Here is a 1,815-nt window from a genome sequence, read left to right on the forward strand (position 1 = left end):
ATCATCTCGCCAATGGTTTGCTAAAGCTTCAATTGCTTCTGATTCACCCTTATTAGCTTGTTGTTGAATAATGGGTAAAGTTTCAGGATCATCTCGCCAATGAATTGCTAAAACTCTAATTGCTCTATATTCACCCTTATTAGCTTGTTGTTGAATAATCGGTAAGGTTTGAGGATTATCTCGCCAATGGGTTACTAAAGCTTTAATTGCTTCTGATTTACCCTTATTAGCTTGTTGTTGAATAATGGGTAAAGTTTCAGGATCATCTCGCCAATGGTTTGCTAAAGCTTCAATTGCTTCTGATTCACCCTTATTAGCTAGTTGTTGAATAATGGGTAAAGTTTGCGGATTATCTCGCCAATAATTGGCTAAAACTTCAATTGCTTTCCATTGACTTTTATTCGCTTGTTGTTGAATAATGGGTAAAGTTTGATGGTGATCTCGCCAATGAATTACTAAAGCTTCAATTGCTTCTGATTCACCCTTATTAGCTAGTTGTTGAATAATGGGTAAAGTTTGCGGATTATCTCGCCAATAATTGGCTAAAGCTTGACCTGCTATACCTGCCGCTGATTCACCTTGTCTAGCAACTTCCTGTAGATAAACTAACGCCTCAGAATGAATTTTAGCAATTCTAGATAATTGATTAACAGCTTTTCTTTCGCAATTCCGGTAATTTTGCTCAACTGCTATGGCTTGAAGAACACTCCATCCTGTCCGATCATCTTGCCAGATATTTCCGATTTTAGCAATTATTATTTCCTTAAAATAATTACCAGCATACCTATAAGACGTTAAGGATTGAAGACTATCTAACAATCGCTGACTTAGTTCAACATAAATAGACTGGTTTCGCAATTCTCCATAACAATCTGCTGCCAAAAAAAGATGAGAAATTTTTTTATATGTTTCCTCCATATCAAGGAGATAGTTAATTAATTCTTCAGCAACTTCTTTGGGAAATTCTGCACTTAGCATCCCCATCAATAAACATAAAACTTCTTTCCAAACAGGATCTGAATAATGTTCTCCAAATACTTTGGTTTTCAATTCCTCAAGAGTAATTCCGTCTGGGAATCCTCGGTTTTTAAATCTTTCATAAAACTCGCAAGCACAAAAGTATTCTAAAAAAGTTCGATGAACAAAAGCAAAAGCATTGCCACCTAAAGAACAAAGAATAAAATTACGATAGCGCAGTTGTTTGATAATTAAATCAGTCAGATCACTAGCATCTCGTTTGTTAATTCCTGTTTTTTCAAGATATTGAGTCAAAATATTTTCTAATTCTTCCTTATAGATTAAATTAGCTGCTAACCCTTTTTCTCCTGCTTGCATGGCACTTGCGACTAAACGCAGAATGTCCCTTTTATCTCGTAGATCAATATTGTAAAGATATTTTTTCAGTTCAGGATCAATTAATCCTTCCTTGGTTTCAAAATCCCATTGATGTAATAACACCTCTGACGCTTTTTCATAAAGTTTTGAGCGATCTCTTGGTAATTCTTGAGTTCGGTTCAGAATAGCCATCATCGTTAATAATAAAGGATTTCCTGCTAATTGCCGAATCGCTTTTGACTCCTTAATTGCCTTTTGTAAACGTTCTTGTTTTTGGGTTTTATCATCTCGATTTTCAAAAGCTAAATCATGCCAACGTTTGATAAAATCTTCAATCTGATCTTTATCTAAATCTTGGATCATAAAATGTTCAAAACCAGCATGATTTAATTCTTCTGCTTTATATCCTAACCAGCGAGAAGTGACTATAATCTGCACTTGAGGATATTGAATACTAAAACGTTTAATATCCGTGACAAT

General features: G+C 34.7%; 1 protein-coding gene. It reads right to left on the reverse strand.

Annotation, left to right across the window (positions count from 1 at the left end):
- A partial coding sequence (locus PX636_RS18450) for an NACHT domain-containing protein (protein ID WP_502882899.1) occupies window positions 1–1,815 on the reverse strand: 1,815 nt, incomplete at both ends.

Origin of the sequence: Microcystis sp. M53598_WE2, from assembly GCF_030067735.1 — a bacterium.
Lineage (GTDB): Bacteria > Cyanobacteriota > Cyanobacteriia > Cyanobacteriales > Microcystaceae > Microcystis > Microcystis aeruginosa.